Annotated in this window: 20 protein-coding genes, 3 tRNA genes and 1 pseudogene; 9 read left to right on the top strand and 15 right to left on the bottom strand. The window is 61.5% G+C overall.

Annotated elements, in window-relative coordinates:
• Positions 1 to 239: 239 nt before the first annotated feature.
• Together A6723_RS32625 and A6723_RS31175 are read right to left on the bottom strand one after the other, a co-directional pair.
• Positions 240 to 794, bottom strand: coding sequence for an Imm57 family immunity protein (locus A6723_RS32625; protein ID WP_139092943.1), 555 nt, complete (start codon positions 792 to 794; stop codon positions 240 to 242).
• Entirely contained in the window at positions 791 to 4,966 is a 4,176-nt protein-coding gene (locus A6723_RS31175; RefSeq protein ID WP_175405536.1) for an RHS repeat-associated core domain-containing protein, read from the bottom strand. The genes A6723_RS32625 and A6723_RS31175 overlap by 4 nt, the downstream gene beginning before the upstream one ends.
• An 863-nt stretch (positions 4,967 to 5,829) precedes the next feature.
• Here A6723_RS31175 and A6723_RS09900 point away from each other — a divergent pair.
• The 3 genes and pseudogenes from A6723_RS09900 to A6723_RS09890 form a co-directional block, all read left to right on the top strand.
• A pseudogene (locus A6723_RS09900) lies at positions 5,830 to 6,081 on the top strand (type II toxin-antitoxin system Phd/YefM family antitoxin); the annotation flags it as partial.
• A gap of 110 nt (positions 6,082 to 6,191) precedes the next feature.
• On the top strand, positions 6,192 to 6,452 hold the full coding sequence (locus A6723_RS09895) for a Txe/YoeB family addiction module toxin (RefSeq protein WP_054909839.1): 261 nt from the start codon (positions 6,192 to 6,194) through the stop codon (positions 6,450 to 6,452).
• Between the two features lie 121 nt (positions 6,453 to 6,573).
• A complete protein-coding gene (locus A6723_RS09890) occupies positions 6,574 to 6,936 on the top strand; it encodes a hypothetical protein (protein WP_054909838.1) in 363 nt (120 codons plus the stop codon).
• A gap of 82 nt (positions 6,937 to 7,018) precedes the next feature.
• Here A6723_RS09890 and A6723_RS09885 read toward each other — a convergent pair.
• The 10 genes from A6723_RS09885 to A6723_RS09840 form a co-directional block, all read right to left on the bottom strand.
• Positions 7,019 to 7,095: transfer RNA gene (locus tag A6723_RS09885), tRNA-Met, on the bottom strand.
• 178 nt (positions 7,096 to 7,273) lie between these two features.
• Positions 7,274 to 8,374 (bottom strand): redox-regulated ATPase YchF, encoded by a 1,101-nt coding sequence (gene ychF, locus A6723_RS09880; protein ID WP_054909837.1) that lies wholly within the window; start codon positions 8,372 to 8,374, stop codon positions 7,274 to 7,276.
• A gap of 40 nt (positions 8,375 to 8,414) precedes the next feature.
• Positions 8,415 to 8,999 carry an aminoacyl-tRNA hydrolase gene (gene pth / locus A6723_RS09875; RefSeq protein WP_024767097.1) on the bottom strand — a complete coding sequence of 195 codons (585 nt, stop codon included), beginning with the start codon at positions 8,997 to 8,999 and terminating at the stop codon, positions 8,415 to 8,417.
• A 38-nt stretch (positions 9,000 to 9,037) separates the two neighbouring features.
• Positions 9,038 to 9,652, bottom strand: coding sequence for a 50S ribosomal protein L25/general stress protein Ctc (locus tag A6723_RS09870; protein WP_054909836.1), 615 nt, complete (start codon positions 9,650 to 9,652; stop codon positions 9,038 to 9,040).
• A gap of 112 nt (positions 9,653 to 9,764) precedes the next feature.
• Positions 9,765 to 10,706, bottom strand: coding sequence for a ribose-phosphate pyrophosphokinase (locus tag A6723_RS09865; protein ID WP_015478849.1), 942 nt, complete (start codon positions 10,704 to 10,706; stop codon positions 9,765 to 9,767).
• A gap of 52 nt (positions 10,707 to 10,758) precedes the next feature.
• Positions 10,759 to 10,833: transfer RNA gene (locus A6723_RS09860), tRNA-Gln, on the bottom strand.
• A 62-nt stretch (positions 10,834 to 10,895) separates the two neighbouring features.
• A tRNA-Gln gene (locus tag A6723_RS09855) sits at positions 10,896 to 10,970 on the bottom strand.
• 30 nt (positions 10,971 to 11,000) lie between these two features.
• Complete coding sequence (gene ispE, locus A6723_RS09850; RefSeq protein ID WP_054909835.1) at positions 11,001 to 11,849, bottom strand: 4-(cytidine 5'-diphospho)-2-C-methyl-D-erythritol kinase; 849 nt, start codon at positions 11,847 to 11,849, stop codon at positions 11,001 to 11,003.
• A 1-nt stretch (position 11,850) separates the two neighbouring features.
• Positions 11,851 to 12,480 (bottom strand): lipoprotein insertase outer membrane protein LolB, encoded by a 630-nt coding sequence (lolB, locus tag A6723_RS09845; protein ID WP_054909834.1) that lies wholly within the window; start codon positions 12,478 to 12,480, stop codon positions 11,851 to 11,853.
• A 3-nt stretch (positions 12,481 to 12,483) separates the two neighbouring features.
• Positions 12,484 to 14,250, bottom strand: a complete 1,767-nt coding sequence (locus tag A6723_RS09840; RefSeq protein ID WP_169890142.1) for a tetratricopeptide repeat protein — start codon at positions 14,248 to 14,250, stop codon at positions 12,484 to 12,486.
• A gap of 146 nt (positions 14,251 to 14,396) precedes the next feature.
• Here A6723_RS09840 and hemA point away from each other — a divergent pair, with 146 nt between their 5' ends.
• The 6 genes from hemA (at position 14,397) to A6723_RS09810 (ending at position 19,762) form a co-directional block, all read left to right on the top strand.
• Positions 14,397 to 15,665 carry a glutamyl-tRNA reductase gene (gene hemA, locus A6723_RS09835; protein WP_038803562.1) on the top strand — a complete coding sequence of 423 codons (1,269 nt, stop codon included), beginning with the start codon at positions 14,397 to 14,399 and terminating at the stop codon, positions 15,663 to 15,665.
• Positions 15,662 to 16,744, top strand: coding sequence for a peptide chain release factor 1 (gene prfA, locus A6723_RS09830; RefSeq protein ID WP_054909833.1), 1,083 nt, complete (start codon positions 15,662 to 15,664; stop codon positions 16,742 to 16,744). The genes hemA and prfA overlap by 4 nt, the downstream gene beginning before the upstream one ends.
• 14 nt (positions 16,745 to 16,758) lie before the next feature.
• Positions 16,759 to 17,589: a peptide chain release factor N(5)-glutamine methyltransferase gene (prmC, locus tag A6723_RS09825; protein ID WP_054909832.1), complete on the top strand. Its 831-nt coding sequence runs from the start codon at positions 16,759 to 16,761 to the stop codon at positions 17,587 to 17,589.
• Positions 17,583 to 18,338 carry a molybdopterin-synthase adenylyltransferase MoeB gene (locus A6723_RS09820; protein WP_054909831.1) on the top strand — a complete coding sequence of 252 codons (756 nt, stop codon included), beginning with the start codon at positions 17,583 to 17,585 and terminating at the stop codon, positions 18,336 to 18,338. Before prmC ends, A6723_RS09820 begins: the two co-directional genes overlap by 7 nt.
• Positions 18,331 to 19,125 (top strand): glutamate racemase, encoded by a 795-nt coding sequence (murI, locus tag A6723_RS09815; protein ID WP_054909830.1) that lies wholly within the window; start codon positions 18,331 to 18,333, stop codon positions 19,123 to 19,125. The genes A6723_RS09820 and murI overlap by 8 nt, the downstream gene beginning before the upstream one ends.
• 115 nt (positions 19,126 to 19,240) lie before the next feature.
• Positions 19,241 to 19,762 (top strand): acyloxyacyl hydrolase, encoded by a 522-nt coding sequence (locus A6723_RS09810; RefSeq protein ID WP_054909829.1) that lies wholly within the window; start codon positions 19,241 to 19,243, stop codon positions 19,760 to 19,762.
• A gap of 82 nt (positions 19,763 to 19,844) precedes the next feature.
• Here the strand turns inward: A6723_RS09810 and phrB are convergent, their stop codons facing one another.
• Genes phrB through A6723_RS09795 form a run of 3 tightly spaced genes read right to left on the bottom strand, consistent with a single transcriptional unit; the run spans position 19,845 to position 23,197 of the window.
• Complete coding sequence (gene phrB / locus A6723_RS09805; protein WP_054909828.1) at positions 19,845 to 21,272, bottom strand: deoxyribodipyrimidine photo-lyase; 1,428 nt, start codon at positions 21,270 to 21,272, stop codon at positions 19,845 to 19,847.
• Positions 21,269 to 22,219 carry a MerR family transcriptional regulator gene (locus A6723_RS09800; RefSeq protein WP_054909827.1) on the bottom strand — a complete coding sequence of 317 codons (951 nt, stop codon included), beginning with the start codon at positions 22,217 to 22,219 and terminating at the stop codon, positions 21,269 to 21,271. The genes phrB and A6723_RS09800 overlap by 4 nt, the downstream gene beginning before the upstream one ends.
• A gap of 18 nt (positions 22,220 to 22,237) precedes the next feature.
• On the bottom strand, positions 22,238 to 23,197 hold the full coding sequence (locus tag A6723_RS09795) for a DUF523 and DUF1722 domain-containing protein (RefSeq protein WP_054909858.1): 960 nt from the start codon (positions 23,195 to 23,197) through the stop codon (positions 22,238 to 22,240).
• Positions 23,198 to 23,237 lie beyond the last annotated feature (40 nt).

Raw genomic sequence — 23,237 nt, 5'->3', positions numbered from 1 at the left:
TTGGAAAGAGGGACGAAAGGTGTTTTCTAAGGAGCCAGCAAAGCATTCACACCCTTCCGAAGCGAAGTATCCATATCAATCAGTGAGCTAGGCAAGTTGTCTGGGCATGGTGCTACCCCAGGCTGAATACTTGCTGGTCAAACTTGATACGTCGAATAGAGTGGGTCTGAATACCCTGCTGGGGCTGTTTGTTTAATGTGGCGTGCTCTGCTTTTTCAGATGAGCTGACTACGGGTTGTTTATTGTAGTTCGCAGGCTATGCCCGAATTGATAGCTCGAAGAATTTCTTCTTTGGCGCTGAGGATTTCCTCATTGCTTTTGCAAATCTTCTCAAGGGTTACATCAGAGATGTCGGCGATTTCCCGTTTTCTTAATTCGTTAAAGCTCGTGCTGCAGTGTTGTGAAATTAGCTCAGGTCGTAATTCTTTTATCCTATAGGATAGAGTCTTTCCATTAGAGAGTATTTGACATATTAATTCTTCAGCACCTCCTGCGTCTAGGCGGAGGCCTAATAGATTGATAAGAGCTTCGGAGGCCTTATCGCTTTGGCTAACTCCAATTAGGCCAACTCCGAGTTCCAATGCTCCAGTTTCAGAGCATGCATTAGAACACTTTTCTCTCGCCTGTCGTACAGAGGGGCTTAGCGCACGTGTAAGCTCAATGAAAATTACACGCTCGGCGAAGCGAATTTGCCTCGTCTCATTTTCCGGCTCTGGCAGAGCGGCCGATGAAAAAGATGAAGACAACAAACAGCTCGCGTATAAAGTAATGGTGGTTATGAGACTAGAGTTCATGGATTCACCTGTAGTGTGCTACCTGGCTCTGCATCAATAAGTAAGTTTAGTCGCTGAATATCAGGAACGGTGCCGGTTACGCAACCCTCGGAGCAAAACTGCGGCCCAAGTCCAGGCCCGAACGGATTGGCGCAGCTATGAGAACGGATCAGTGTTCTGTTCTCGATGACGTTTGTGTTTGTTCCTGGGCAGGGTACGAGTACCCTGCCATTGGGTTTACTCGTTGAGCCGGTTGTCCACATCCAACAACCTGTCGGAATGGGGCCTCTGTTTGGTATTGCGGTGCACGCGGCATTATTCCGGCATTGCTGGCCACCGCCGTTATTGCCTGATGCTGCCGGAAGGCTAACTGGGCTATTCTGTGGGCTGGAGGGTGTGCAGTCTATCCGCCCCGTTGAAAGTGTGAATGTACAAGCGGCCAATCCGCTAGGGTCAACATTTTTCAAAGGGTTCTGCCCTACGTATCCGTAAGTGTTTATTCCACCGTTAAGCCCAACCGGATCGCTCTCTATATACCGTCCGTCATCCGGGGCGTAATCCCTGAAGTAGTTGTGATGAAGTCCGCTCTCTTCATCGAAGTACTGCCCTGGTAACCGGAGATTCAGCACTGTCTGCAACCCGCTCTCCTGTGGGTCCTGATTCGGCGCGCCGTTTCCGAAGGCGTCCGACTGCCACTGCCAAATAATCTGCTGGTTCTCAGACGTTACCAGGCGCGGGGTGTTCAGGTGGTCGCTGTGCAGGTAAATCAGGCGTGGTATGCCATTGCCCTGCTTCTCCACGCTGGCCAGCGGCATGCTACCCAGCCACAGATAGGTCTGGCTGCGCTGATGGGCGCCGGTGCTGCTGTAGTCGGTCTCTGCCAGCAGTTGGCCGTCCGGTCCGTATAGGTATGTGGTGAAGCCCTGTCCGGTGAGCTTGACGACGCGCTGACCGAGGCTGTTGTAGCGATACTCCGCCACCTGCTGGCCGTTGATCTTCACGGTTGCCAGACGGTTCTGTGCGTCGTAGCTGAGCAGTCGGCTGGCTCGATCTTTAGTCAGATTACCCGCAGCGTCGATGCTGACGGTCTGACCGTCGATGGCGGTCAAGCGGTTGCTATTGCTGGCGTACTGGTAGGTGGTAGTCGCCGTAATGCTGCCCTCGGTGACTTGCCGCTGCGTGCGGTTATCCACCGCGTCGTAGCTATAGCTACCCTGCTTGCCGGTCGCGTTCTCGCTGGTCAGGCGGTCCAGAGCATCGTAGCCGTAGGTCAGCGTGCCCCAAAGGTTGTTCGCCAGTTCGGTGATATTGCCGTTGGCATCGCGCTGGTAGTCGTTGCGCCACGGGCCGACGTCCTGGCGGGTCAGTTGATAGTCTTGGTCGTACTGACGCGAGAGCTGAATGCCATTTGCCCAGGTCAGTTGTTGTAGCGGGCCGAAGGGCAGGTAGTTGATGCCGCTGGCCACATTTGTTGCGCTGCCTCCATCAAGGGCAAGGGTCACTCTGGCGACCTGTCCGCCCGCGTTGCGTGGATAACCCACTTGCACAGCGCCTGGATACCCGATGCCCACCAGTTGGTCAGCGGCGTCGTACTGGAAGGTCACGGTGTCTGCCAGCGTCTGACCGTTGATGCTCAGGCTACGTGCCTGCTCAATCAGGTTGCCGTGAGCGTCATAGCGGTAGGCGAGGGTGCCGCTACCGTCCTGGATCGCGGTCAAGCGGCCGATACCAACGTTACCATCCGCTGCGGAGTCGTAGCTGTAGGTGGCATCCAGTGCCGGTGTGGCCGGATAGTGACGGGCTGTCAGTCGGTTCAGCGCGTCGTAGCTGAAGGTCACGACTACACCACGAGCATCTGTCTGCTTGGTGACGTTGCCGGCGGCATCGTACTCGAAGGTGCTGGTGCCGCTGTCCGGGCTGATCAGCTTGGTCAGGTTGCCCAGGCCGTCATACTCGTAGCGCGTAGTGACGCCGCGCGGGTCAATCACTTGCGTCAGGTTTCCCTGGGCGTCGTAGCTGATCTGCGTTTGTCCCTGCAGTGCATCGGTATTCTTGTTCGGACGATCGAAGGCGTCGTAGGTCTTGCTGTTTACATACTTCCTCGGATTGGTAGTGCCGGTGAGGTTTCCATTGGGGTCGTAGCGCAAATCGCGAACATTCCCGTTGGCGTCAGTGATTTGCTTCAGGCGCGAAAGCGCATCGAATGCTTGGGTCAGCGAATAGGTCAGCTTTCCGCTGGTATTGAAGCGTTTTTCGCCTAGCCGATTACCCTCGGAGTCGAGCGTGTACTCAATGCGATCGCCCAGATTATTGCTGATACCAACCAGTCGCTGCGCTGCATCGTACTGGTAGCTGAGCTTCGCGCCGTTGGGCAGGTCCGTCGCGGTACGAAGTCCGTTGCTGTCGTAGTGGTGCTGGGTTGTGGCGCCATCAGTGGACTGGCTCAATACGCGCCCGCGCACGTCATAGGTCAGCGCCGTTTCAACGTCATTGGCATCGGTGATGAGCAAGGGCTGGCCATTGCGGTTGTAACGGGAATACGTCGTCGCCTGGCCGAGGGCGTTGGTGATGTTGGCAAGGTCTCCTTGCGTGTGGTCCGCGTCGGTGGATTCGTAGTAAGCCAGACTGAAGTCCGCTGTGGCGCTTCCGGGCCGAGTCAAGGTCAGTAGCTGGCCTCGAGCGTTGTAGGTGTAACGGGTCACTCTAGGGGCTGCATTGGCATCCGGTTGCGCGTTGAAACCCTGCGCGCCGGTGACATCCAGCGTCGGTTGCTCGGTGACGCGGCAAAGCGTCGGTAGTCCGCTCGGTCCGCATTGAATCGGTTGGTTACTGGCCAACGGATCGCTATCGCCGTTATAGAGATAGGTTGTCTGCAGTCGCGGGGCGACCTCCTGGATTGGCTTGCGATGAATGCTGTGCCAGCGCGTGCTGAACTTCCTGGCGCCCGCTGGAAGTACCTTGCCGTCGGGGCGGTAGTCGGTGCTGTCGTTCAGCTTGATGCCTTCGACGCGCACGGTTTCCAGGGCGCGGGAGTTGTCCCAGCCGAACAGGGTCTTATTACCGTTGAAGTCTGCCTGGTAGCGCTTCAGGCCCTGGTCATCGTATTCGATGACATTGGAACTGGCAGGGCAACCGGAGCCGGCAGGTTGTGCAACGGAGGTGGCCAGTTGCGTTCCATCGGCCAGCTTCTTGTTGAAGTAATGGTTGTACTGAACACCCTGGCTGGTCTTGACCGCCGAATAATTTCCCCAGACATCGACAGTGCGTTTATCAACGCCGCCAGCGAGCTCGCTGCTGACCGCGAGGTCACTGGAATACTTGTAGGTGCCGATACGCTGGCCATTGGAATCCAGCTTGCCGGTGACGAGAATCGGACTGATCGAGCCTGTCCCTGTCATTCCTGCTTCGTTGTACAGATAGCTGATACTACTGCCGTCCTGCCAGATCACTTTGGTGATTTGCCAGTAGGCGGCCTCTTTCGGATCATTACCGTATTCGTAAGTGACGAGCTTGCCGTCCGGCGGCGTGGCGCTGACCAGTCGTCCCTCATTATCGTAGGCATAAGTGATGGAGCGGCCGAGGTGATCGGTCTTTTTGCTCAGGCCATATGGGCCGTATTCGTACTCGATGTTGCCCCCCGATGCCGGCAAATAGCGCACGAGCCGCCCGTCAGCCTGAAACAGCGAAGTGTTTCCTCCACCGTCGGTGAACTTCCAACTAGCTCCACCGTTGCTGGCGGCATCGACGTTTTGCAGGGTGGTATGCAGGCCGATCGGGCCATCGCCCTTGAGGGTGTCGCCATTACCGACGAAGCGGTAGCGATTGCGACCTTGCCACAGGTAAACCATGCGCTCGGTGCTGGTGTTGACCCAGTCCGGACGGCCAATGCTGACGTACGGTTCGGTGCTGCTGGGATTGTCCGGGGCCAAGGTATAGCGATTGAGGACCGATACACTGTTGTACGGCTGAATGCCTCGAGCGCCGAAAACTTCGGAAGATGATATGGAGCTAGAAGGGGCAAGTGCGATAAGACGATCTGGAGGGTCAATTGCCCACCCACTATATTGGTCCCGGTAGAATCGCTGTATCTTCAGAAGACCATCCGCGCTACGGTAGTCCTCTTCGCGGAAGAATTTCACGCCATCTGCAATTTGGATTGGGTTAGCCGTTGCTGAGCAGGAACTCTTTTCCACCAAATAGCACTCGAGAGTACGAATGTCAGATGGATAGCCAAGCTGGGTGCCAGCGAATGGTTTGGGGCATGCCATATGGACATCTGCCCCTAGCCCACCTCCGTTTGATGTACTTGTTGAAATGTTTCCAGCAGAGTTTCTACTTTGGGTAAATATGGTTGTTGGAAGCGAGTATGTTAATGGCTCTCCGTTTATCCGGATGCTCCCAGAGGGTATTGAGTCCGTGATCTTAATCTTTGAGCAGCTATATGTTGGGGCTTTTATACAGTTTTGAAAGTTAAGTTCCGACTTTTCATTCACTGCAGAGATCAGACTGCCGAGGGCAGGGTACTTTACGTATGGAATTGATCCTGCAAGGCCGTAATTGGTGATTGGGCTTACTTTTATTTCTGCGGCTTCAAGAGTGCTCAGGCTTGCAATAGCTAGCAGAAATGCACTTGTGAAAAGTGTTCCTTCTCTTTTCATGGTGGTCCTCGATTTTACTTTCTGACGGTAGTACTTGGGTTTAGGTGGGTGGTCGTTTTTTTGACAAATAAAAAATCCGGCTTTTGGCCGGATTTGATCTTCTGTAAACATATTTGGATTTATACGAGCTTCGTGGTTTTTTACCGCTTGTTTCCTATCGTGGCAATACCGGGACGCTAATGCACTTCGATATGAGGGGGATACACGGCATTCCAACTGTAATGAACTATAAATCTCATGATTTCCCAATTAGCCGGCACGGTGCTGAAGGGGCGCAGTGGTTGGCGATTCGACCCTACCGTTTGACCGTTCAGCTTCCAGGCCTGGCAATGTGGGCCAATTGCGAGATGTCCGCGGTACCGCTAGACTTGTACAATAAATTGCACATGAGGTGCCGCATGCGTGTCGTGAATTTCTCTGATGCTCGCAACAACCTGAAGAAGGTCATTGATGATGTCGTCGATGACTCGGATTACACCGTCATTTCGCGCCGCGATGCGCCGGACGCCGTGCTGCTTTCGCTCGACAGCTTCAACAGCCTGATGGAAACGGTCCACCTGCTGAAGTCGCCGGCCAACGCGGCTCATTTGGCGCGCTCCCTGTTTGAGATGGAGTCCGGCAAGACGGTCGTGAGGGAACTGGTCGACGATGAAGATCAGCCCCGCCGCAAGAGCGCGAGTCGGTCATCCACCCCGATCCCTAGCAAGCCTGCGTCGAAGAAAGCTAAGGCGGCTGTGAAACCGGACAAGGTGGCTCGCTGATGACTAGCCGTCTGGTCTGGTCCCTGGAAGCATGGGCCGACTATGAGTATTGGCAGGGCCAGGACAAGAAGACGCTGAAGCGAATCAACCTGTTGATCAAGGATTGCTGCCGCAGCCCGTTCGAAGGCATCGGCAAGCCTGAGCCCTTGAAAGAGAATCTATCGGGGTGGTGGTCCAGGCGTATCGATGACACCAATCGTTTGGTCTATCGGCAGGCTGGGGAGTCGTTGGAGATCCTTTCATGCCGCTATCACTACTAGCAGGCTCTATCTCCTCGTTCGAAGAGGAATTTGCGGTGCTCTGACTGCGGTCGTTTTTGCCTAATGGCAAATTGCTGTCTAGCTTGGTGAGGACGTCAGCTCTCCAGCCGAGGTGGTAACGATGGAAGCGTTATCTGAAGTGACGAAGCCCCAAAAGCATTCCAAAGGCGAAATCGAACAGCCGGAAGGGCGGACACTGTCCAACTCATCAGCCGAGTTGTATGCCCTGATCAATACCATCCTGACGGACGCATCGCTTACCGCGAAGGAAAAGCAGTTACTCATTGATGAGGTGCGAAAGAGCACACCTGCTAGCGATCGATGGACTTATCGATATGCCATCTATGGGTTACTAGCGGTGGTGCTTTCGACTGTATTAGGAGCGCTCTTTCTGCAGGAAAAATTCCCAGCTAGCGTGATCGCCATAGGTTCGGCGGCGGTGGGAGGGCTGGCGGGAATGCTGGGCTCGGTGAAGAGAAGCTAGCGAGTAGACAGGGGGTAGTCACTTCGTAGTCACTACCCCAGAAAGCACAAAGGGCTAGCTTTCGCTAACCCTTTGTTTTGTATGGTGGCTACACCGGGACTTGAACCTGGGACATCAGCATTATGAATGCTGCGCTCTAACCGACTGAGCTATGTAGCCGAGTGGCGCGCATTTTCCGCAGATCGAGGGGGGGTGTCAACCCCTTTTCTTGAATATTGTTCTGATCTATCAATCGTTTAGCCGGTCGTGCGGGATTTTCGCGATGAGCGGCGGGGCGGGGCGACCATAAGAAAAAGCCCCGGCTTATGGCCGGGGCTTTTTCGTGTCTGGCTGGCGCTTAGACGTTGAAGCGGAAGTGCATTACGTCGCCATCCTTGACGATGTAGTCCTTGCCTTCCAGGCGCCATTTGCCGGCTTCCTTTGCGCCCTGTTCGCCCTTGAACTGGATGAAGTCGTCGTAGGCGACGACTTCGGCGCGGATGAAGCCTTTTTCGAAGTCGGTGTGGATCACGGCAGCGGCCTGCGGGGCGGTGGCGCCGACGCGGACGGTCCAGGCACGGACTTCCTTCACACCGGCGGTGAAGTAGGTCTGCAGGTGCAGCAGTTCGTAGCCTGCGCGGATCACGCGGTTCAGGCCGGGTTCTTCGAGGCCGAGGGATTCGAGGAACATGTCCTTCTCTTCGCCGTCGTCGAGTTCGGCGATCTCGGCTTCGATCTTGTTGCACACCGGTACGACCATGGCGCCTTCTTCCTCGGCGATGGCGCGGACGACGTCAAGGTGCGGGTTGTTCTCGAAGCCATCTTCGGCGACGTTGGCGATGTACATCACCGGCTTGCTGGTCAGCAGGTGGAAGCTGCGCACGAGGCGCTTCTCGTCATCGCCCATGTTCTTCATCAGCGAGCGGGCGGGTTTGCCTTCGCTGAAGTGGGGGATGAGCTTTTCCAGCAGGGCTTTCTGGACCAGCGCGTCCTTGTCGCCGCCCTTGGCGTTGCGCGCGACCTTCTGCAGTTGCTTCTCGCAGCTGTCGAGGTCGGCGAAGATCAGTTCGAGGTCGATGATCTCGATGTCGCGCTTGGGGTCGACGCTGTTGGAGACGTGGATGACGTTCTCGTCTTCGAAGCAGCGCACGACGTGGGCGATGGCGTCGGTCTCGCGGATGTTGGCGAGGAACTTGTTGCCCAGGCCTTCACCCTTGGACGCGCCGGCAACCAGGCCGGCGATGTCGACGAATTCCATGGTGGTCGGGATCACGCGCTCAGGCTTGACGATCTCGGCCAGTGCATCGAGGCGTGCGTCGGGCATCGGCACGATGCCGCTGTTCGGCTCGATGGTGCAGAAGGGGAAGTTTTCCGCCGCGATGCCGGATTTGGTCAGGGCGTTGAACAGGGTGGACTTGCCGACGTTGGGCAGGCCGACGATGCCGCAGTTGAATCCCATGCTAGGTCCCTCGCGCCACGTGGCGGAAATAGAGGTGTAATCAGGCCTTCTGGCTGTGCAGCTTCTGCATCGCGCGGGTCCAATCCCCGTCGAGCATTTCCGGCAGCACGCCGAGGGCGAAGTCGATGCTGGTGTCGAGCAGTTCCTGTTCGGCGCGCGGGGCGCGGCCAAGAACGAAACCGGAAACCAGGCTGCTGTGCCCCGGATGGCCTATGCCAAGCCGCAGGCGATGGAAACCGTTCTGGTTGCCGAGCTGGGCGATGATGTCGCGCAGCCCGTTATGCCCGCCGTGTCCGCCGCCCTTCTTGAGCTTGGCGACGCCGGGAGGCATGTCGAGTTCGTCGTGGGCCACCAGAATGGCTTCGACCGGAATGCGGAAGAATCCGGCGAGCGCCGCCACGGCCTGGCCGCTGCGGTTCATGTAGGTGGTGGGAATCAGCAGACGAACATCACGGCCCTTGTGGCTGAACTTGCCGACCAGGCCGAAGTACTTCTTGTCGAGAGACAGGTTCGCGCGTTGCGCGTCCGCCAGTCGCTCAACGAAAAGGGCCCCCGCGTTATGCCGGGTCTGGTCGTATTCAGGGCCTGGATTTCCCAGGCCAACGATCAGTTGTACGGCAGTCACGACGGGGGCCCCTTCCTTAAAGGCAATGGTGCGCGCGATTACTCGGCAGCAGCTTCGCCTTCACCTTCTTCTTTCACTACGCGGGAAGCGTGGATGTTGGCGACGGCCAGGTCGTTACCGTGGGCCAGTTGCACCAGCTCTACGCCTTTCGGCAGTTTCAGGTCGGACAGGTGAACGATCTGACCCAGGGCTACCTGGGCGAGGTCGACTTCGATGAATTCCGGCAGGTCTTTCGGCAGGCAGGAAACTTCGACTTCGGAGATCACGTGGGAGATCTCGCCGCCGCCAGTCTTGACGCCAACAGCGGTGGCTTCGTTCAGGAAGTGCAGCGGAACGTGAGCGGACAGCTTCTGGCCGGCAACGACGCGCTGGAAGTCAGCGTGCATGACGAAGCCTTTGGACGGGTGGCGCTGCAGAGCCTTGATCAGTACGGTTTCCTTGGCGGAACCGACGTTCAGGCTGATCACGTGGCTGAAGGCAGCCTCGTTTTCCAGCAGTTTGGTGATTTCGCGCAGTTCCAGGGTGACGGATTGCGGGGCTTTGTCGCCACCGTAGATCACAGCCGGGAGCAGGCCAGCGTTACGACGCAGGCGGCGGCTCGCACCTTTCCCCAGGTCGGAACGCTCTTGAGCATTGAGTACAAAGTCAACCATTTCACTATCTCCAAAATGACAAGATCGCCCGGACGCTTGCGACCAGCGTTCGGGCGATTTTGCTGATGCTTCGCCAGCATGGCGAAGCGCTTTACGTCAGGCCTGCTCCGCCTTAGCGGAACATGGCGCTGATCGATTCTTCATTGCTGATGCGGCGCATGGCTTCAGCGACAACCGGAGCGATGTCCAGTTGGCGGATACGGCCACAGGCTTGTGCAGCAGCGGACAGCGGGATGGTGTTGGTCACCACCAGCTCGTCCAGTACGGAATTCTCGATGTTCTCGATGGCACGGCCGGACAGCACCGGGTGGGTGCAGTAGGCGATGACCTTGGCGGCGCCGTGCTCTTTCAGAGCCTTGGCGGCGTGGCCGAGGGTGCCAGCGGTGTCGACCATGTCGTCGACCAGTACGCAGGTACGGCCTTCGACATCACCGATGATGTGCATGACTTCGGACTGGTTGGCCTTCGGACGACGCTTGTCGATGATGGCCAGGTCGACGCCCAGGGACTTGGCGACGGCGCGCGCACGCACCACGCCACCGATGTCCGGGGAGACGATCATCAGGTTCTCGAAGCGCTGGTCTTCGATGTCGTCGACCAGTACGGGCGAGCCGTAGATGTTGTCGACGGGGATATCGAAGAAGCCCTGGATCTGGTCGGCGTGCAGGTCAACGGTGAGAACACGGTTGACGCCTACGACGGTCAGCATGTCGGCAACGACTTTGGCGCTGATGGCCACACGAGCGGAGCGCGGACGGCGATCCTGGCGGGCGTAACCGAAGTAGGGGATGACTGCCGTGATACGAGTCGCCGAGGAGCGGCGGAAGGCATCGGCCATCACTACCAGTTCCATCAGGTTGTCGTTGGTCGGTGCGCAGGTCGGTTGAATCAGGAAGACGTCCTTACCACGAACGTTTTCGTTGATTTCAACGCTGATCTCGCCGTCGGAGAACTTGCCGACAGAAACGTCACCGAGAGGGATGTGCAGCTGCCGTACGACACGGCGTGCCAGATCGGGGTTGGCGTTCCCCGTGAAAACCATCATTTTGGACACGCTGCGGTACCTGTGTCGGCTTGAGGGTAGGCCCGGTTGAGCCAGAAGAAAATGGCAGGGGCGGCTGGATTCGAACCAACGCATGGCAGGATCAAAACCTGCTGCCTTACCGCTTGGCGACGCCCCTGTAGCTTACAACTTGCGGAGCAATGTGTTCGTTAACGCTGTACGTATAACCCTTTGGGTTAATGGCAGGGGCGGCTGGATTCGAACCAACGCATGGCAGGATCAAAACCTGCTGCCTTACCGCTTGGCGACGCCCCTGTATCGTACAACCGATTACATTACTGCTTCTCAGGCCTGGCCTTGCAGCTTTCGGTGCAACATCGAGATGTTACGGCCCTGGGCAACAAAACTCGGCAGAGTGGCCGGAAGTTGGCGGCGAACTTTATCAGCATCGCCCTTGTTTGGGAAGCTCCCAAACACACAAGATCCGGTGCCGGTCAATCTCGCTTCGGTAAATTTACCTAGCTGGATCAGTGCGTTACGTACATCTGGGTAACGCTTCTCGACGACCGGCTGGCAGTCGTTATGACCGTCCGCCCCGAGAAGGCTGCGAACTTTAATGGGCGGAGTATCCCGTGTCAACTCGGGATCGGAGAAAACTTCTGCTGTGGAGACAAAGACTTGCGGCACAACGACGAGGAACCAGGGCTCTTCCAGTTCAACCGGCGTGAGCTGTTCGCCAACGCCTTCGGCGAATGCGGCGTGGCCACGCACGAATACCGGGACGTCTGCGCCCAGGCTAAGGCCCAGTGCGGCAAGGCGGTCTTCGTCCCAGCCCAATGCCCACAAATGATTCAGCGCCAGCAGGGTAGTGGCGGCATCGGAGCTGCCGCCGCCGATGCCACCGCCCATGGGCAGGCGCTTGTCCAGCCAAATATCGGCGCCCAGTGTCGTGCCGGATTGTTCTTGCAGCCGGCGCGCGGCTTTCACGATCAGGTTGCTGTCGTGGGGAACACCTTCGATCTCGGTGTTCAGGCGGATTTCGCCATCCTCGCGGGCGGCGAACTGGAGTTCGTCGCCATGATCGAGAAATTGAAACAGGGTCTGCAGCTCGTGGTAGCCATCGGCGCGGCGACCGGTGATGTGCAGGAACAGGTTGAGCTTGGCCGGTGCCGGCAGGGTCAGGCGGTCTTGCATGTCACTGTTGGCTCGCCTGGCCCAGCTGGCGCGGTTGCCAGGTTTTTACCACCAGGGTGACGTCCAGGTCCTGGCCGTGCAGCTTCAGGCGCTCGGGCAGCCAGTAGCCGTTCTGTTCGCTGTAGCGGGTGTATTCCACGTCCCAGCCGTCCTGTTGCAGCCTGGCCAGGCGGCTGTCGCTGTCGAGGGTCAGGCGGCTCTTGCTGTCCGGAGCGGGTAGGCCGCGAATCCACCAGAGCAGGTGGGAAACCGGCAGGCGCCAGCCCATCTGCTGTTCCAGCAGCTCTTCGGGGGAGGCGGCTTCATAGCGGCCCTGGCCGGCGACTTCGAGGGTCACGGCGCCTTCGCGGCCGGTCAGCCGCGCGGCTCCACGGCCGAGCGGGCCGGACAGGCGGATATCGTAGTAGTCCTGGCGCTGCAGCCAGAACAGGGTGCCGCTGCCCGAATCCTTGGGCGCGCGGATGCCGACCTTGCCGTCGATCTGCCAGCCGTCGAGGGTGGCGATACGGGCCTTGTGGGCATTCCAGGCGGTGGCGTTGCCTTGGCCTTCCAGGGCTTCGTGGGTGCCGAGGCCGGAGCAGCCGGCCAGCAGGGCCAGCGCGGCAGCGCCGATCAGATGACGTAAACGCATAAATCAGAGGGTTCCGGAGCCGGTCAGGCGCAACATGGTGTCGCGCAGGACGGCGCTGTCAGGCTGGCTTTGCAGGGCGGTGGCCCAGACCTTGCGGGCTTCGCTCTGCTTGCCCTGGGCCCAGAGTACTTCGCCCAGGTGTGCAGCCACTTCGTGGTCGGGGAAGCGTTCCAGCGCCTTGCGCAGGTAGGTTTCCGCTTCGCTGAGGTTGCCCAGGCGGTAATTCACCCAGCCCAGGCTGTCGAGGATCGCCGGGTCGTCCGGGTTCAGCGAGTGGGCCTTCTGGATCAGGTCGCGTGCTTCGCTGTAGCGGGTGGTGCGGTCGGCCAGGGTGTAGCCCAGCGCGTTGAGCGCCATGGCGTTGTCCGGCTCGCGCTGGATGATCAGGCGCAGGTCCTGCTCCATCTGCGCAAGGTCGTTGCGTTTCTCGGCGAGCATGGAACGGGTGTAGAGCAGGTTGAGGTCGTCCGGGAACTGCTTGAGGCCTTGCTGGATGACGCTCCAGGCGCGATCGACCTGGTCGCGGTTGGACAGGCCTTCGGCTTCGATCAGGTACAGCTGGATGGCGTAGTCCGGTTGGCGGTCGCGGGTTTCGGCGAGGCGGCGCGAGGCGTCGTCGTAGCGTTTCTGGTCCAGCAGAATCTCGGTGGAACGCAGCTGGGCCGGGAGGAAGTCGTTGCCCGGGCCGACCAGGGCGTACTCCTTGAGCGCGGTTTCCGGGTCCTTCTGCTCCTCGGCCAGGCGCCCCAGGTTGAAGTGGGCGGAGTCGACGTGGCTGTCGCGCTCTACCAGTTCCTGCAGGTAGACCTTGGCCTCGTCCCAGGCCTGGGCTTCGAGGCAGACCAGGGCCAGGGAGAAGCGCAGGTCGTCGTCATCGGGGAATTGCTCGACCAGCGCAGAGAACTCGGCCTTTGCGTCTTCCAGGCGGTTCTGTTCCACCAGCAGGCGGGCGTAGGCGAGGTGGACGCGCTTGTCGTCCGGGTGTTCCTTGATGCCGGCCTTGAGCAGTGGCAGCGCTTCATCGCTGCGCTTCATGCTCTGCAGCAGGCGGGCGCGCAGCAGCAGCGGGGCGACGTCGTGCTTGCTGGCGGAATTGTCTTCGAGCAGGTGCAGGGCTTCCTGCGGGCGGCCGTCCTGTTGCAGCAGCAGGGCCTTGCCGAACAGCAACTGGCCGTTGTCCGGGTACTTCTTCAACAGGCGATCGAAGCTCTGCAGCAGGCCGGCGCGGGTATCCGGGTCGGTCTCGGCGGCGGACAGCGCGAGGAAGTCGAAGTGGGTGTCGCCCTGGCCGTTGAGGACCTTCTCCATGTACACCATGGATTCGTCGTACTGCCCGGTGCGCGCCAGCTGGATGGCGGCAGCGCGCTGGGCGTCGAGGTTGTCCGGCGCGGCCTTGGCCCAGATCAGCGAGGTGTCCAGGGCTTCCTGGTCTGCGCCCAGGTATTCGGCGATGCGGAACGCGCGCTCGGCGACGCCCGGATCGCGGGTTTCCTTGGCCTGCTCGACATAGTTGGCGAGGGCGATGTCGAAGCGGTTGCGCTGGCCGGCCAGTTCGGCGGTCAGCAGCGAGAACATCGTGTCCTCGCTGAAGGAGCCGTACTTCTGGTCCTTCTGGGCAGCCGCGGCCTTGTCCTTCTCCGCGGAAGCACTGTCGGAATTTTTCTGTGTAAGAGACTGGCAGCCGCCGAGCAGCAGCAGAGCAGTCAGCAGCGCAAGAGACTTGTTCATAGAGGAAGGACGAGGGCCTGACCTGCGAAATGGGACCATCATGACATAAGGAAAGTGCCAATCCCATGGGCAAGCGCCGCTGGATGGCCTGTATACGATTTGCAGTGTGCGATACGTCGCGGGTGGTTGTCCTTCACTGGCCTAAGTAGGACAATTGCGGGCTTTCCGATCAGCATCAGCGATTCTGCATGGCCTTCATTGCCCTCGGCATCAACCACAAGACCGCGTCCGTGGCCGTGCGCGAGCGCGTGGCTTTTACTCCCGAGCAGATGGTCGAGGCCCTGCAGCTGCTGTGCAGGCTGACCTCCAGCCGCGAAGCCGCGATCCTCTCCACCTGCAACCGCAGCGAGCTCTACCTGGAGATCGAACACCCGGATGCCGGCGACGTGCTGGCCTGGCTGGCCGATTACCACAACCTGGGCATCGATGACCTGCGCGCCTGCGCCTACGTCCACCAGGACGAGGAAGCCGTGCGCCACATGATGCGCGTGGCTGCCGGCCTGGATTCCATGGTGCTGGGCGAGCCGCAGATCCTCGGGCAGATGAAGTCCGCCTACGCGGTAGCCCGCGAGGCCGGCACCGTCGGGCCGATGCTTGGTCGCCTGTTCCAGGCAACGTTCAGCACCGCCAAGACCGTGCGCACCGACACCGCCATCGGCGAGAACCCGGTGTCCGTGGCCTTTGCGGCGGTGAGCCTGGCCCGGCAGATATTCAGCGACCTGAGCCGCAGCCAGGCGTTGCTGATCGGCGCTGGCGAGACCATCACGCTGGTCGCCCGCCACCTGCACGAGCAGGGCGTGAAGCGCATCGTGGTCGCCAACCGCACCCTGGAGCGCGCCAGCCAACTGGCCGAACAGTTTGGCGCCCGCGCCATCCTGCTGGCAGACATGCCGGACGAGCTGGTCAACAGCGACATCGTTATCAGTTCCACCGCCAGCCAACTGCCCATCCTCGGCAAGGGCGCGGTGGAGCGAGCCTTGAAGCAGCGCCGGCACAAGCCAATGTTCATGGTCGACATCGCCGTACCGCGCGATATCGAACCGGAAGTCGGCGAGCTGGAAGACGTCTACCTCTATAGCGTCGACGACCTCCACGAAGTGGTCGCCGAAAACCTCAAGAGCCGCCAGGGCGCCGCCCAGGCCGCTGAGGAGCTTGTCGGCGATGGCGTCGTCGAGTTCATGCAGCGCCTGCGCGAACTGGCCGCGGTCGACGTGCTGCGCGCTTATCGCCAGCAGGCCGAGCGCCTGCGCGACGAGGAAACCCAGAAGGCCCAGCGTCTGCTGGCCAATGGCGCCGACCCGATGGAAGTCATCGCCCAGCTCAGCCGTGGCCTGACCAATAAATTGCTGCACGCCCCCAGCGTGCAAATGAAGAAACTCTCCGCCGAGGGCCGCATCGATGCGCTGGCCGTCGCGCAGGAACTGTTCGCCCTCGAGGAGGGCACTGACAAGCGATGAAAGCGTCCCTCCTGAAAAAGCTGGATATCCTCAGCGATCGCTTCGAAGAGCTCACTGCGCTCCTGGGCGACGCCGAGGTGATCAGCGACCAGACCAAGTTCCGCGCCTACTCCCGTGAGTACGCCGAGGTGGAGCCGGTGATCCTTGCCTTCCGCGAATTCCGCAAGGTGCAGTCCGATCTTGAAGGCGCCCAGGCGTTGCTCAAGGACAGCGACCCGGACTTGCGTGAAATGGCCGAGGAAGAAGTTGCCGAAGCGAAGGCCGCGCTGGTTGGCCTGGAGGATCGCCTGCAGCGCATGCTGCTGCCCAAGGACCCCAACGACGGCCGCAACGTCTTCCTGGAAATCCGCGCCGGCACCGGCGGCGACGAAGCCGCGATCTTCTCCGGCGACCTGTTCCGCATGTACTCGCGCTACGCCGAGAAGCAGGGTTGGCGTGTGGAAGTCATGTCCGAGAACGAGGGCGAGCACGGCGGCTATAAGGAAGTGATTGCCCGCGTCGAGGGCGAGAGCGTCTTCGCCAAGCTCAAGTTCGAGTCCGGCGCTCACCGTGTGCAGCGTGTGCCGGCGACCGAGTCCCAGGGCCGTATCCACACCTCGGCGTGCACCGTGGCGGTGCTGCCCGAACCGGACGAACAGGCGGCCATCGAGATCAACCCGGCCGACCTGCGCGTGGACACCTACCGCTCCTCCGGCGCCGGCGGCCAGCACGTGAACAAGACCGACTCGGCGGTGCGCATCACGCACATCCCCTCGGGCATAGTGGTCGAGTGCCAGGAAGAACGCTCGCAGCACAAGAACCGCGCCAAGGCCATGGCCTGGCTGGCGGCCAAGCTCAACGACCAGCAGCAGGCCGCGGCCCAGCAGGCGATCGCCAGCACGCGCAAGCTGCTGGTCGGTTCGGGTGATCGCTCCGAGCGCATCCGCACCTACAATTTTCCTCAGGGCCGGGTAACCGACCACCGCATCAACCTCACCCTCTATTCCCTGGGGGAAGTGATGGAGGGCGCGGTGGAACAGGTGATCGAGCCCTTGCTGCAAGAGTTCCAGGCCGACCAGTTGGCCGCGCTCGGCGATTAAGAGAGCGACAGACCATGGCTACGATCATGACCCTGCTCAACGAGGCGCAATTGCCGGACTCGCCCAGTGCGCGCCTGGATGCCGAGCTGCTGCTCGCCGCCGCGCTGGGCAAACCGCGCAGCTTCCTGCGCACCTGGCCCGAACGCGTGGTCAGCCGCGAGGCGCACGACCTCTTCGACCGCTACCTGGCACGCCGCGTGGCCGGCGAGCCGGTCGCCTACATCCTTGGCCGCCAGGGCTTCTGGAGCCTGGACCTGGAAGTCGCGCCGCATACCCTGATCCCGCGCCCGGACACCGAGCTGCTGGTGGAGACCGCGCTGGCGCTGCTGCCGGCCTCGCCTTCCCGCGTGCTCGACTTGGGGACCGGCACTGGCGCCATTGCGCTTGCGCTGGCCTGCGAGCGCCTGAGCTGGCAGGTGCTGGGCGTGGACCGCATTCCCGAGGCCGTGGCCCTGGCCGAGCGCAACCGCGAGCGCCTGCGCCTGGCCAACGTCGCCTTCCGTGCCAGTCACTGGTTTTCTGCGGTCAATGGCGAGCGCTTCTCGCTGATCGTCAGCAACCCACCCTACATTCCCAGTACCGACCCGCACCTGAAGCAGGGCGATGTGCGCTTCGAACCGTCGAGTGCTTTGGTCTCCGGCCAGGACGGGCTGGACGACATTCGCCTGATCATCGACCAGGCGCCGAACCATCTGGAAAATGGCGGTTGGCTGATGCTCGAACATGGCTTCGACCAGCCCGACGCCGTGCGCGACTTGCTGCTGGGCCGCGGCTTCACTGCCGTGGAAAGCCGCCGTGACCTGGGCGGCCACGAACGCATCAGCCTGGGGCGCTGGACATGCTGACCGACAACGAACTGCTGCGTTACAGCCGGCAGATTCTCCTGCCGCAGATCGATGTGGATGGCCAGCTACGCCTGAAAGACAGCCGTGTGCTGATCGTCGGCCTTGGTGGCCTTGGTGCGCCGGTGGCGCTGTATCTGGCCGCGGCCGGTGTCGGCGAGCTGCACCTGGCGGACTTCGATACGGTCGACCTGACCAACCTGCAGCGGCAGATTATCCATGACAGCCAGAGTGTCGGCGTGAGCAAGGTGGATTCCGCCATTGCCCGCCTCACGGCGATCAATCCGGACGTGAAACTGGTCGCTCATCGCCAGGCGCTGGACGCCGACTCCCTCGACGCCGCGGTTGCTGCCGTCGATCTCGTACTGGATTGCTGCGATAACTTCGGTACCCGCGAGGCGGTCAACGCCGCCTGCGTTGCCGTGAAGAAGCCGCTGGTGAGTGGCGCCGCCATTCGCCTGGAAGGGCAGCTTTCGGTGTTCGACCCGCGCCGGGAGGAAAGTCCCTGCTACCACTGCCTCTACGGTCACGGCAGCGAAGCCGAGCTGACCTGCAGCGAGGCCGGCGTGGTCGGCCCGCTGGTGGGTATGGTGGGCAGCCTGCAGGCGTTGGAAGCGCTGAAGCTGCTGGCCGGTTTCGGCGAGCCGCTGGTGGGCCGCCTGCTGCTGATCGATGCCGTGGGCTCGCGCTTCCGCGAGCTGCGGGTCAAGCGTGATCCGCAGTGCGCCGTGTGCGGAGCTGCGCATGGCTGATGCTGCGCCGGTCGGTGTGTTCGACTCCGGCGTGGGCGGCCTGAGCGTCCTCCACGAAATCCGCGCGCGACTTCCCCATGAATCGCTGATCTACCTCGCCGATTGCGGCCATGTGCCCTACGGCGAGAAGACTCCCGAGTACATCCGCGCGCGTTGCCGTGCCATCGCCGAATTCCTTCTGGGCCGTGGCGCCAAGGCGTTGGTGCTGGCGTGCAACACCGCAACGGCCGCCGCGGCCGCCGACCTGCGTGAGCTTTATCCACAGCTGCCGATCATTGCCATGGAGCCGGCGGTCAAGCCAGCCGCCGAGGCGACCCGCAGCGGCGTGGTGGGCGTGCTCGCCACCACCGGCACGCTGAAGAGTGCGCGGTTCGCCGCGCTGCTGGATCGCTTCGCCAGCGATGTGCGGGTCATCACCCAGCCTTGTCCCGGGCTGGTGGAACGCATCGAGCTGGGTGATCTGGACGGGCCGCTGACCCGTGAACTGCTGCAGAGTTATGTTGCGCCGTTGCTGGCTGAAGGCTGCGACACGCTGATCCTGGGCTGCACGCATTATCCTTTTTTGCGCCCGCTGCTGCGCCAACTGGTGCCGGCAGACGTTTCGCTGATCGACACGGGGGCCGCCGTAGCTCGCCAGCTTGAGCGGGTGCTGCAGGTGCGGGGAATGCTGGCTGAAGGCCACGCAAAAAAAATTGAGCTATGGACCAGCGGCGCAGTCGAAGCCTTTGAACCTGTATTGCCAGTGCTCTGGGGAACTGACGAACCTGTCAGGCACTTCCCTGGCTGATGGAAAAATAGCTAGCTACCCACTTTGGTCTGTCAGTAATTGCTGACAAATGGCCTTATAATTGCCAGCTATTCGCGGGGATTTTTCATTCAGCTTTCTAATAAAGGATGTTTCGATGAAGAAACTGCTCTCGCTTGCCACTGTGGCAGCTCTGACTCTCGGACACATGGTCTCTTCCCAGGCCGCCAGCCTGACCGGCGCTGTCGGTTTCACCGGGCAGAACGACATGACTTACCGACTGGGCCTGGGTTTCGACTGGGACAAGAGTTGGTGGGAAACTTCGACGGGCCGCCTCACCGGTTACTGGGACGCTGGCTACACCTACTGGGAAGGCGGTGACGAAGCCGGTGGCCGCCACTCGCTGTCCTTCAGCCCGGTATTCGTCTATGAGTTTTCCGGCGAGAAGGTCAAACCCTTCGTTGAGGCAGGTATCGGCGTAGCCGTGTTCAGCGGTTCCCGTGTCGGCGACCAGAACCTGGGTGGCGCCTTCAACTTCGAGGATCGTCTGGGCGTCGGCCTGCGTTTCGGCGAGGGCCAGGCCTTGGGTGTGCGGGCCATGCACTACTCCAACGCCGGCATCAGCCAGCCGAACGATGGCATCGAATCCTACAGCCTCTATTACACGCATCCGCTGTAACAGATCGCTGACAAAGAAGGCCGGGCCCAGCGCCCGGCTTTTTTGTGGGCGCTATATCGAGGCTCCTACGCCAAGGGACGCTTCAACGTGAGCCGGAGAGGTTCTTGAATGCCTCCAGCGCCCGCTCCCGCGTGGCCGAGAGGTCGCACATCGGCTGTGGATAACCGTCAGCCCCGAACAGGCCCTGCTTCGACGGATCGTGCAGCGCGCGCCCCTGCAGCCCGGCCAGCTCCGGCACCCAGCGGCGGATGAAGCGGCCGTCCGGGTCGAAGCGCTCGGATTGCGAGATAGGGTTGAAGATGCGGAAGTAGGGCGCCGCATCGGTCCCCGTGGAGGCGCTCCACTGCCAGCCGCCGTTGTTCGCCGCCAGGTCGCCGTCGATCAGGTGGCGCATGAACCAGCGTTCCCCCTCGCGCCAGTCGATCAGCAGGTTCTTGGTCAGGAACATCGCCACCACCATGCGCAGGCGGTTGTGCATCCAGCCGGTGGCGAGCAGCTGGCGCATGGCGGCATCGATGATGGGGAAGCCGGTGCGCCCTTGCTGCCAGTCCTCCAGGTCCTTCTGGTCGTAACGCCACTTCAGCTTCTCGGTGTCCTCGCGGAAGGCGCGGTGCCGGCTAACGCGCGGGAAGCCGACCAGGATGTGCTTGTAGAACTCGCGCCAGAGCAGCTCGTTGATCCAACTGACCGCACCGCTGTTGCCGGTCTCGAACTCGCCATGGTTATTCGCCAGCGCCGCATGCAGGCATTGTCGTGGCGAGACCACGCCAGCGGCCAGGTACGGCGATAGGCGGCTGGTGCCGTCGCGGGCGGGCAGATCGCGGGTGTCCTGGTAGGTCTTGAGGATTTCGTCGGCGAACAGCTCGATGCGCTCGTGCGCGGCGTCTTCGCCGGCGGGCCATTCCTCGCGCAGTGGCAGCGGTGGTGGTTCGAAGCCTTCTACCCGCTCCGGCACTTCGTCGCTGGGGATAGCCAGCTTCTGCTGCGCGCGAGGCGCTGGCAGCAGACTGGGCACGCCCAGGTTCAGGCGTTCGTAGCAGACCTTGCGGAACTGGCTGTAGACCTGGAAGTAGGTGCCGCCCTTGGTAAGGATGGTGCCGGGGGTGAAGAACAGCTGGTCAAGGTGGCTGCGCAAGCGGACACCTTCCTGCTCCAGCGCCCTCTCCACAGCGGCGTCGCGGGCTGCTTCGTTGACGCCGTACTCCTCGTTGACGTGCAGCGTCTCGATGTCCAGCTCGCGGCAGAGTTGCGCGATGACTTTCGGCGCCTCGTCCCAGTGGTCCGCGGTGCGGATCAGCAGCGGAATGTGCAGTTCGTCGAGGCCGGCGCGCAGTTCGCGCAGGTTGCGCAGCCAGAAGTCGACCTTGCTCGGTGCATCGTCGTGGCGTTGCCACTGGCCGGGGCTGAGCAGGTAAAGGGCTATTACCGGGCCGCGCTCGGCCGCGGCGTGCAGGGCGCTGTTGTCGCGCAGGCGCAGGTCGGTGCGCAGCCAGACGAGTTGGCGTTTCATGCCGTCTCCCCGTTGAGCAGGTGCAGTTCGCGCAGCAGATCGAACGCGGCAACCGGATCGCTCGCCAGGTGCAGCGGCGGTTCGGCGATGGCCAGTTCCTGTAGCGCGTCGGGGTGAATGGCAGTGGCGGGGCCGGCCAGCAGGCGCGGGCAGTCGACGCCGGCCAGCAGCCGGGGCAGTTGCAGCAGGTTCAGCGTGCGGCTGGAGTAGAGCAGCACGGCGCGTGGCTGCAGGCGCTCCACCGCCAGTGCCAACTCGCCTGGCGGCAGCGGCCAATCGAAGATTTCCAGCGGGCAGCCGGCACTGCTGGCCAGCCAGGCGGTGAGCCACAGGCCCGGTTCCAGCGGCAGGCCCGACTGGTTGACCAGCAGCAGCGGGGCGCCGCGTTGCTGGCGGTTGTGGTGGTACAGGCGGGTGCCGAACTTGGTGCGCAGCCAGGTATGGAAGAACACTCGCTCCAGCTGCGCACCGAACTGGCCCTGCCAGCGCCGTTCCAGTTCGTCCAGCAGCGGTAGCATCAGTTGTTCGCAGAGGGTCTGCGCGGGGTAGATCGCCAGCGCGCCGTTGAACAGCTCGTCCAGCTGGCGCTCGTTGATCCGGCCGATGGCGGCGATGCACTGCTGGCGCAGGTCGTCCCAGGGAGAGGCGGTGGCGTCCACCGGAAGCGGCGCGTTTTCGTCGAGTAGCGTGCGGATCTTGCTCACGGCCACGCCTCGGCCGAGCCAGGTGAGGATGGCCTGGATGCGCGAGACCTGCGCTTCGGAGTAGAGGCGGTGGCCCTTGGGTGTGCGCTGGGGTACGACCAGACCGTAGCGGCGCTCCCAGGCGCGCAGGGTGACTGGGTTGACGCCGGTGCGCCGCGATACTTCACGGATCGGCAGCCAGCCTTCGGCCAGGGCCTGGCGATAGTCATCGTCCGAGTCGCGGTGGGGGTGGTCGGGATTCATGGGGTTCCTGTCTGGACGTCAGATGGCATTGCGCAGGCTCAGGTCTTCGGGGTGCGGTTGCAGGTAGGCCTGGGCGTCGATGTAAGGGTGCGGATGCAGGCGGAAGTGATGCTTGAGCAGCGTCAGCGGCACGACCAGCGGGATCACGCCTTCGCGGTACTGGTCGATCAGATGCTGCATCTCGGCCTTCTCGGAGCCGGGCAGGTCGTGCTTGAGGTAGCCGGCCAGGTGCTGCAGCACGTTACTGTGCGTACCTCGGGTGGCGCAGGTGCCCAGCGCCTGCATGAAGTCGCGGAAGTAGTCCGGGGCGAACTCTTCCAGCGGCTGATCGCTGATCTTCGCCAGGCGCTGGCCGAGGGCACTGTACTGGCGCGGGTTGTGCGCCATCAGCTGGTACTTGTAGCGCGAGTGGAAAGTGATCACTGCGTGGCGCGTCAGGCCCTGTGCGCAAAGCTGCTGCCAGGCGCCGTAGGCGAACACGCGGGTAAGGAAATTCTCGCGGATCACCGGATCGTTGAGCCGGCCTTCCTCTTCCACCGGCAGTTCCGGGCGCGCGGCGCAGAAGGTGTCGGCGTAGAGCCCGCGCACGCCCGGCGGGCGCAGCTGCCCGTCGAAACGGTAAAGCTTCACGCGCTGCAGGCCGCAGGAAGGCGATTGCTGCATGAAGATGTAGCCGCAGATGTCCTGTTGCAGGCTGGCCTGTTTGCGGCCGAAGTCGCGCAGCGCTTCGCTGACGTCGCGGCCGCCTTCGCGCTGGATCAGCGCGCGGGGATCATCGCGGTCGCCCACCAGGCGCAGGGTCGGGCGCGGCACGCCGAGGCCGATAGCGACTTCGGGGCACAGCGGGACGAAGTCGAAATAACGGCTGAGTACGTCCAGGCACATGCGCGAGGCCTTGTGCCCGCCGTTGTAGCGCACCGGTTCGCCCAGCAGGCAGGCGCTGATGCCGAGCTTGGGACGTGGCGGGATGCTGGACATGGTTTTGACCGTTTTCTTGTACATATGAATTTATTTGTAC

Source organism: Pseudomonas sp. AU11447 (genome assembly GCF_001672555.2).
Taxonomy (GTDB): domain Bacteria; phylum Pseudomonadota; class Gammaproteobacteria; order Pseudomonadales; family Pseudomonadaceae; genus Pseudomonas; species Pseudomonas nitroreducens.
The sequence above is the reverse complement of the archived record's forward strand: the minus strand, read 5'-3'. Positions and strand labels throughout refer to the sequence as shown.